The sequence below is a fragment of the Chryseobacterium contaminans genome, from assembly GCF_001684955.1.
Taxonomy (GTDB): domain Bacteria; phylum Bacteroidota; class Bacteroidia; order Flavobacteriales; family Weeksellaceae; genus Chryseobacterium; species Chryseobacterium contaminans.
The window spans coordinates 19,929-28,592 of sequence record NZ_MAYF01000302.1 but is presented as its reverse complement, the minus strand read 5'-3'; the positions used below and the strand labels follow the sequence as shown (position 1 = coordinate 28,592).

Annotated in this window: 6 protein-coding genes; 3 read left to right on the top strand and 3 right to left on the bottom strand. The window is 35.9% G+C overall.

Going from position 1 to position 8,664, the window contains the following annotated elements:
* On the top strand, nucleotides 1–1,954 hold a 1,954-nt coding region (locus BBH99_RS14690; RefSeq protein ID WP_066697229.1), incomplete at its 5' end, for an alpha/beta hydrolase family protein.
* Between the two features lie 146 nt (nucleotides 1,955–2,100).
* A complete protein-coding gene (locus BBH99_RS14685) occupies nucleotides 2,101–3,558 on the top strand; it encodes a hypothetical protein (RefSeq protein ID WP_066697226.1) in 1,458 nt (485 codons plus the stop codon).
* Nucleotides 3,559–3,616: 58 nt separating this feature from the next.
* Here the strand turns inward: BBH99_RS14685 and recA are convergent, their stop codons facing one another.
* Nucleotides 3,617–4,618 carry a recombinase RecA gene (gene recA, locus BBH99_RS14680; protein WP_066697225.1) on the bottom strand — a complete coding sequence of 334 codons (1,002 nt, stop codon included), beginning with the start codon at nucleotides 4,616–4,618 and terminating at the stop codon, nucleotides 3,617–3,619.
* A 376-nt stretch (nucleotides 4,619–4,994) separates the two neighbouring features.
* On the opposite strand from recA, the gene BBH99_RS14675 reads away from it, so the two are divergent.
* Nucleotides 4,995–6,209: a DUF3329 domain-containing protein gene (locus BBH99_RS14675; protein WP_066697224.1), complete on the top strand. Its 1,215-nt coding sequence runs from the start codon at nucleotides 4,995–4,997 to the stop codon at nucleotides 6,207–6,209.
* 32 nt (nucleotides 6,210–6,241) lie between these two features.
* On the opposite strand, the gene BBH99_RS14670 is transcribed toward BBH99_RS14675, so the two are convergent.
* Nucleotides 6,242–7,426, bottom strand: coding sequence for an oxygenase MpaB family protein (locus BBH99_RS14670; RefSeq protein WP_066697223.1), 1,185 nt, complete (start codon nucleotides 7,424–7,426; stop codon nucleotides 6,242–6,244).
* Nucleotides 7,427–7,639: 213 nt separating this feature from the next.
* Nucleotides 7,640–8,644, bottom strand: a complete 1,005-nt coding sequence (gap, locus tag BBH99_RS14665) for a type I glyceraldehyde-3-phosphate dehydrogenase (protein ID WP_066697221.1) — start codon at nucleotides 8,642–8,644, stop codon at nucleotides 7,640–7,642.
* Between the last annotated feature and the right edge of the window lie 20 nt (nucleotides 8,645–8,664).

Sequence of the window (8,664 nt, the reverse complement as noted above, 5' to 3'; positions counted from 1 at the left end):
GGAAGTGATAACCAATCAAAATGCCCAAATGAAAAAAGATTGGGTAGTTTCTGAAAACCGTTTGCCTCTATTCAGTAAGAATGGAAAGCAACTGTATTTTGGGGTTGCTCCAAAACCCATTGCAAAAGATACCGCAATGATTGCGAACGACCATGCTGTGGTAGATATCTGGAATTACAGAGATGATTATCTGCAAACCGTACAGTTAAAGGAATTGAAAAATGATCTGAAGAAATCGTATGCTGCAGTAATGCAAACGGAAAAACCGGATTTTTTCAGAAATATTGATGGTGAAGATTTAGATACTTTAAGAGTAATAAACCAGGGAAATGCTGAATTTGCATTAGGCGTTACCAGTTTAAATAACCGTATTTCTTCACAATGGGAAGGCTCAACAAAGAAGACCTATTTTATCATTGATAACAAAACCGGGGAAAGAACAGAAATTGTTAAAAATTTAGATGGTTCAGTGGCTGTTTCTCCGCTGGGTAAATTCGTTGTGATTTTTGATAGTGAAAAAGGACAGTGGTTCAGCTACAATGTGAAGACAAAACAAACGCTGCCACTGACTAAAGGTTTACCTGTTTCTTTTGTAGATGAGGAATTTGATATGCCGGATTTCCCAAGCCCTTATGGACTTGCATCCTGGACGGATAATGATGAGTCTGTTATTATCAGAGACCGTTATGACCTTTGGGAGTTTTTCCTGAACGGTTCAAAAAAGCCAAGAAATATTACCAATGGGTATGGGCGTAAAAATAAAATAACATTTGATACTTACGAACTGGATAAAGATATTAAAAGTTTAAACCGAAAGTCTTCTATTTACTTATCTGCATTTAATAATGCATCCAAGGCCAACGGGATTTTTAAAACATCTATTCAATCCAATGCTGACCCTGTAAAAATTCTAATGGAAGATGTTTGGGGATACCGTAGCCTTCAAAAAGCGAAAAATGCTGAAGAATATATTCTGGTAAAAGAATCATATACAGATTCTCCTAATATTTTTACAACCTCAGATTTCTCAAAACAGGAAAAGCTGAGCAATACGAATCCACAGCAAGCCCTTTATAATTGGGGAACAGATGAGTTGGTACATTGGATAACACCCAAAGGAAATACTTCTACAGGAGTTTTATTCAAACCGGAAGATTTTGATCCGAATAAAAAGTATCCTATGATTGTTTATTTCTATGAAAAACTTTCGGATAATCTGAACCGTTATGTAGCACCATCTCCAACACCTTCAAGATTAAATATTTCTTATTTTGTGAGTAACGGATATCTGGTTTTTACCCCTGATATTTCTTATGTAGATGGTTTCCCGGGAGAATCTGCAATGGAGTATATTAATTCCGGAGTTGAGAAGTTAAAGCAAAACTCTTGGGTAGATGGTACTAAAATTGGAATCCAGGGACAAAGCTGGGGCGGTTATCAGGTAGCTTATCTTATTGCACACACTGATATGTATGCCGCTGCTTGGAGTGGAGCTCCTGTTGTAAACATGACTTCTGCTTATGGTGGAATCCGATGGGGTTCCGGAATGAACAGACAGTTCCAGTATGAAAAATCACAGAGTAGATTAGGAAAGAACTTATGGGAAGCACCAGATCTTTATATTAAAAACTCACCGCTTTTTGCTATTGATAAAGTAAAAACTCCGGTAGCCATTATGAGTAACGATCAGGATGGAGCAGTGCCATGGTATCAGGGAATTGAAATGTTTACTGCATTACGCCGCCTTGGAAAACCGGCTTGGCTTTTGAATTATAATGGTGACGATCATAATCTTATCAAGCGCCAGAACAGAAAAGATATTCAAATTCGTGAACAGCAGTTTTTTGATCATTATCTTAAAGGAGCTAAAGCTCCGGTTTGGATGACAAAAGGAATCCCAGCCACCCAAAAAGGGAAAAATTGGGGGTTTGAGTTAACGGATGATAAACCTTAAAGTATAAAAACCCCGGCGGAGCCAAAGGCTTCGCCGGGGTTTTGTTTTAAAATAGATCTTAAAGGATAAACTGCCACAATGGCATTTTTTTTATAGTGGCGCTATTGTGAGCTTTTATTATATTTACCGCCAATTTTATTAAGAATATGGGAATCTTTGATTTTTTTAAGAAGAAAAACAACAAACAGGAAAATGTTAGTGCTCCAATCCAGCAGCAGGAAATGCCGGTGGAGGAAATAGTGGAAGAGAAAGTAGAGGAAGTGGTGGAGGCCGTTCCGGAAACAGTATTGGAAACTCCGGTACAACCACAACCAATAGAAGAGAAGAAGGTAAATGAATTATATGAAAAGATCAAGATTTATAGGGATTATATCGTGTATTCTATCGCGCTTCAGTTGAGAGGAGATTTTGCTCCGATTTCAGCATTTGAAAATCTGAATGGAGAAATAGAAGGGTTTGCTTATATGATTACAGATCCTACTTATGGACTTTCTCCACAGGTGGTACTGAGCAATATGAAAGAAAAGTTTGAAAATGAATTGAAAGAAGGAAAAATCAAGTCATATGCTGTTCTTTATCATTCTCAGTTTAATAATGATGGTAATCATACATTGGCTGTAAATCCGGAAGACCTGAAAGCCATTACGCTTTCTTATCATTTTAATGATGCTGAAGAAGGTAATATTGCTTTGCCTTATGTTTTCGAAAATGAAAATGTTACGTTTAAAGGTTTTGCTGAGTTCTCTCACGAAGAAAACAATGAGATTATGAATACTCAGCTGGTGGACGGTAAAGATTATTTTACAAATAGAGAGGAGATCAAAAGCCCGGAAAGTACCAATAACGCCGGGATCATCATGAAGAAATCAAATGTTCATTCTCTTGCCAATATGTGGGGTGGAATTTTTGGGTTCCAAAATTTTCAGACCCAGGAAAAGTATTCAAAATATTTGGTAGAAACTATGGCTTTGTGTGGAGTAGCAGATGTTTCTGCAGATGAAAAAGCTAAGCACACAGAATTTAAGGATATAACATTCAGAACAGTTGTTTCTGATGATTTTAATACCATTTATCCTGAAGTAAAAACTGATTTCTCTCTTGATTTCGAAACAAAAGAAATTCGTGAATGGGAAAATGCTGAGAATAAGGAAGCTATTGTAGGAGGGCTTGGAAGAGATGCTTTTGGACTTTGGTTTTTCCCAACAGATTATGTAGAAAACAAAACTCAATATCAGACACAGAATAAGCTAAACATTAATATGAGTGGTATTATTTTCGTGTTAGATCTTCATCAAAGTTTTGATTTACCGGATGGTACTAAAACTGATGAGGAATTTACCGCATACAAGCCAAGCCAGGATCTTCCTGACTACGGATGTATCGACTTTATTGGTAAGGTACTTGAGATTAAAGAAACGGAAGTATTGCCAGACGGAAGTGTGAAAGGCTTTATCCTGAAGCTAAGACTGATTACCAATCCGGAAGTAGAAAACTTCTTCACAGTGGATGCTTTCGTAAGCAAAGATAATATGAGGTTTGCCGCTCTTTCAGTAGGAATGCAGGTTGCAGGAGCAATGCAGCTACAGGGAAAAATCGTAGGATAATTAATATCTGTATACAATAAAAAAACGGTCTGAATTATTCAGACCGTTTTTTTATTTATTATTTGTTTTTCAATTCTTCTTTGATCTTGTTTTCCAATTCCTCGGCAAGATCAGGATTATCTCTCAAAACGTCTTTTACAGCATCACGTCCCTGACCAAGCTTGGTCTCTTCGTAGCTGAACCAAGAACCACTTTTCTTTACAATGCCCATATCCACTGCAGTATCAAGAATTTCTCCTACTTTAGAAACTCCTTCACCATACATGATATCAAATTCTGCTTGTTTGAAAGGTGGAGCTACTTTGTTTTTCACAATCTTCACTTTCACACGGCTTCCGATAGCTTCGTCACCCTGTTTGATTGGTGCACTTGCTTTTCTGATATCAATTCTTACAGAAGCGTAGAATTTAAGAGCGTTACCACCGGTAGTTGTTTCAGGGTTACCAAACATTACACCGATTTTTTCTCTTAACTGGTTAATGAAGATCACAGTACACTTCGTTCTTGAAATAGTAGCTGTTAATTTTCTTAATGCCTGAGACATTAATCTTGCGTGAAGACCCATTTTAGAATCTCCCATTTCTCCTTCAATCTCCGCTTTTGGAGTAAGGGCTGCAACAGAGTCAATAACAACAATGTCAATAGCCCCTGAACGGATTAAGTTATCAGCAATTTCTAATGCCTGCTCTCCGTTATCCGGCTGAGAAATAATAAGGTTTTCCAAATCGATTCCCAGTTTTGCAGCATAGGTTCTGTCGAAAGCGTGCTCAGCATCAATAAATGCTGCAATACCACCAGCTTTCTGAGCCTCAGCAATAGCATGAAGTGTTAATGTAGTTTTACCTGAAGATTCAGGTCCATATATTTCAATGATTCTTCCTTTTGGATATCCTCCTATACCTAATGCGATATCTAATCCTAAAGATCCGGAAGGAATAACCTCTACGGTATTGTCTATAGACTCATCGCCTAAAGTCATTACTGTTCCCTTCCCGTATGTTTTATCTAGCTTGTCAAGCACCAACGCGAGTGCTTTTTTCTTATCATCAATGTTACTCATCTCTATTAAAATAATTTCTCAAAAATACATAATTTATACATCAAAAACTAATATTATTTATCCCTGAAACTGGTTTTTAGAGTTAAAAAATGATAAAATTTTGAGACTGATGTTATTCATAACGAAGGAGATGCAGAATATGATGTTGAGAAATATTGAAAAATAAATTTCAGATAAGAAAGTTAAAGTTGGAAGCTGAAAGCTGGAGGCAGGAAGTTAGTGTTGAATAGGGGATTTATAGTAGTTATAACCTTCATAGCTTATTAAGTTAATCCGCTTTTTTGTAGTATATAATACTTTTATGTTGATGAGAAGAATCATAGTTTTATTCATACAATATAAATGCTTATCTTAAAACTGTTTTTAAGATCATTCTATGGACAGAAAATTAAAACGATTCCTGATTAAATCTTTTGCAGTATTGGCGGTTATACATCTGGCTTACTTCATTTACGGATATGTAAAGTTTAAAGGTCTTAAGGATGTTAATATGTATACAGAATTTTACAGGTTCAAATTTTATGATGATGTTTCTATTTCTCATGTTTTCGTTTCCGGTCTTTTTCTGTTCTTCTTTATTATTTTTCTTCTTAGAAATCATTCCCAAAAGAAATATGATCTTTCAAAAAAATTGGGAATAGGTATTGTACTTTTATTGATATCTTTTTTGTCCCTGACCTTTTTCATCAGTTATAGTTTCGGATTAAATGCAAAACTACGAACTGAATTGCCTGAAAAGAACCTTAATAAAGATAAAACGCTGCTGAATATCTTACAGCCTTTTCTCTATAACTATACTTCTTACAGCTCTGAAAATCTGTTTAATCCGGAAAATGTTTTATATCCCAAACCTTACCCTGTGATTGAACAGAGAGATACCCTGTATTACGATCCGGATAATAAAGAATATTATACAACAGAATCGAATTATTACAGTATTGATACGCTGACAATGCTGAGCGCTGATCATAAAAAAATCAACAATAAAACGAAATTGGTACTTGATCTTCTTGGGCTTGATGGTAAGGAACTGGAAAAAAGGATTATTTCTAAAAAAGAGATAGGAGACAGCACCCAAATTATATTTAAAGGAGCAGAAGTACATCCTGAATACGATGATAAAATGTGTATTTTTCTTGAAAACAAATTTTTGTTTTTCCCATTGCATGGCATTCTTGAACAGAAACAGCAGTATCAAAATGCCGTCAAAAGGTACAATTTGCTTTACAAATACAGTCAGGACTCACTACTTTCTTCGTTTCAGAAACTGGATGTCCTTTTTAAAAAATATAATATAGAATCGCAGATCGTTCCGAAAGAACTTACCAAAGATGTCTTTTATTATAGGGATCATCGGAATGAGCCTCTGAATGAAATACGAAACACTTACGAAAGAGGCCAGCTAAAAGATAAATTTGTAACCCTAGACCGTCTGTTTTACAAACCGAATTATCTTCATCCTTCCATCGTGGGATTTTTCATCAGTGCAGTTCTTGGTGTCTGGTTGATTTTGTTTTTACTGTATCTGATCTGGAATTTCAGAAACAGAAAACTTTCTTCGGATAATGTTAAGGGAGATGAACAAATATGATTTCCTCTTTTCGTTTCTTTAAAAAACAGAGTTTAATGAAAGTTTGAGTTTTTAGTAATGTTAAGATAGTCCTTCAATACTTTCATCTGATCTTTATTTCCTCTTTTTATTCTGGCATCCCGGCTTACAAGACGATCATATATTCTATTGAAAAGTATTTTTGATTTTGGAAATAACATTTTGTTAGAAACTTCCGGAATTTGAAGCCTTTTGCAGACTTCATCATCCAACAGAAACCAGGTACAGCAGATATGCAGATATCTCAGATTTTTCCTTTGAAATTCAAATTTTAAAATAGGATTTTCCAGGGATTCATTCAATAAAGAATGGGCTAGTAAAACAGAATCTTTATCAGATGGCGGCTGAATGGAAGTCCATAAATAAAAATATTCTGTAGCCTGTTTTTTATCATCAGGAAGAAGTTGTTCCGGGATTCCCAGAAGATATCCTACGTATTTCCACAGGTGAAAGATTCCCTGTTCTTCTTCAACAGAAAAAGTATTTCCCAGCTTTTGAAGACTGTGAAGAAAGACTAAACTGAAACCAATATAAGTAGCCATCATATCCCAGGAATTGATGGGTTCACCCCAGTTTTCAGTATCCCAGTCTTTATAATGTTTTTTGATGGACAACCTTGCGTAAGAATGGATCAGACGGGTTTTTATAGCAAATTCATATCCTTTGGCATGAATTTCCAAAGCATTGTAACGGGTGGCATTTACCCAAAAATCCAATGTTTCTGAAAGCCTTTTCACAGCCCCTTTCTTCAATGCTTCTGTAACAATGAGCGGTTTGTTGAGGTAAGCATAATCATAACCTCCGATCAGGCAATAATCTCTTAAGGAAATTAAAGAATCGAGGTTGCTTCGCATACAGAGTTCAGCACCGTTTTTTAATAGATTGTAATCCAGCCAGTCAGGAACTTGCTGGGTTTGGAGAAACAGTTTTTTTACACTTTCAGGGACATTATCATTTTCAGTAACGCCATTTCGGATATACCCTTCAATCTCTCTTGATGCTTCATGAAATTTTTTCGTAAAATAAACCTCTTTTACCACTTCGTCTCCGGTTTCATCCACATGATGAAAGAAAGGAGCATATTTTTCAAAATTTTTAAAACTTACTTTAGCACCGGAAAACTCAATCAGTTGTTTTCCGTTCCCGTTTTCCCAAAAGTTTCTGAAATGCGGAGCATCTTTAAATCGGGGTTGTATCATTGTTCATTCCTTAGATAGATAAAAGTACAAGTTTTACACCGAAATATTGTGGTGAGATTTGTCAGGATTACGATCCTTTTCTTAAATAATAAATTTAAAATCACCCGAACGGGTAATTTACTTGTATTCCTAGAATAGCAACCTTTGTATTAAAACAAAAACCTTCCCACCGGGAAGGTTTTATATTACTCATTGCTTATCGCTAATTACTTATTATAAAGAAGCCGCGTGTACAAGCATATCTACTAACTTGTTTGAGTAACCCATTTCGTTGTCATACCAAGAAACAAGTTTTACGAAGTTAGGCGAAAGCATGATACCAGCATCTTTGTCGAAGATAGAAGTTCTCTTATCTCCTACGAAGTCCTGAGATACTACTGCCTCTTCAGTATATCCTAGGATACCTTTTAATTCACCTTCAGAAGCAGCTTTGATTACTGCACAGATTTCTTCGTAAGAAGCTGCTTTTTCAATTCTTACTGTTAAATCTACTACAGAAACGTCAACAGTTGGTACTCTGAAAGACATACCTGTTAATTTTCCGTTTAATGAAGGGATTACTTTTCCTACTGCTTTAGCAGCACCTGTAGAAGAAGGGATAATGTTGTTTAGAGCAGCTCTACCACCTCTCCAGTCTTTCATTGAAGGACCGTCAACAGTTTTCTGAGTAGCTGTTGTAGCATGTACAGTGGTCATTAAACCTTCTACGATTCCGAAGTTATCGTGGATTACTTTAGCTAAAGGAGCTAAACAGTTTGTAGTACAAGAAGCGTTTGATAAAATCTTGATATCATCAGTAAGTTCCTTGTGGTTTACACCCATTACGAACATTGGAGTATCATCTTTAGAAGGAGCAGAAAGGATTACTTTCTTAGCGCCAGCAGTAATGTGTTTTGCAGCACTTTCTTTATCTAAGAATAAACCAGTAGATTCTACTACGTAATCTGCACCAATTTCATCCCACTTTAGGTTGCTTGGATCTTTTTCAGCAGTTACTCTGATTTTTTTTCCGTTTACAACAAGGTCATTTCCTTCTACAGAAACTTCACCTGGGAAAATACCGTGTACAGAGTCATATTTTAACATGTAAGCCATGTATTCTGCGTTGATTAGGTCATTGATTCCTACAACTTCAATGTTATCTCTTTCAGTCATTGCTCTGAAAACAAGACGTCCAATTCTACCAAAACCGTTGATACCTACTTTGATTGTTGACATAATAGTTTGTTTTTATTAGA

Excerpts from the sequence above, each read along its gene's own strand:
- BBH99_RS14685 (WP_066697226.1), top strand. The coding sequence starts at position 2,101 with ATGGGAATCTTTGATTTTTTTAAGAAGAAAAACAACAAACAGGAAAAT.
- recA (WP_066697225.1), bottom strand. The coding sequence starts at position 4,618 with ATGAGTAACATTGATGATAAGAAAAAAGCACTCGCGTTGGTGCTTGAC.
- BBH99_RS14675 (WP_066697224.1), top strand. The coding sequence starts at position 4,995 with ATGGACAGAAAATTAAAACGATTCCTGATTAAATCTTTTGCAGTATTG.
- BBH99_RS14670 (WP_066697223.1), bottom strand. The coding sequence starts at position 7,426 with ATGATACAACCCCGATTTAAAGATGCTCCGCATTTCAGAAACTTTTGG.
- gap (WP_066697221.1), bottom strand. The coding sequence starts at position 8,644 with ATGTCAACAATCAAAGTAGGTATCAACGGTTTTGGTAGAATTGGACGT.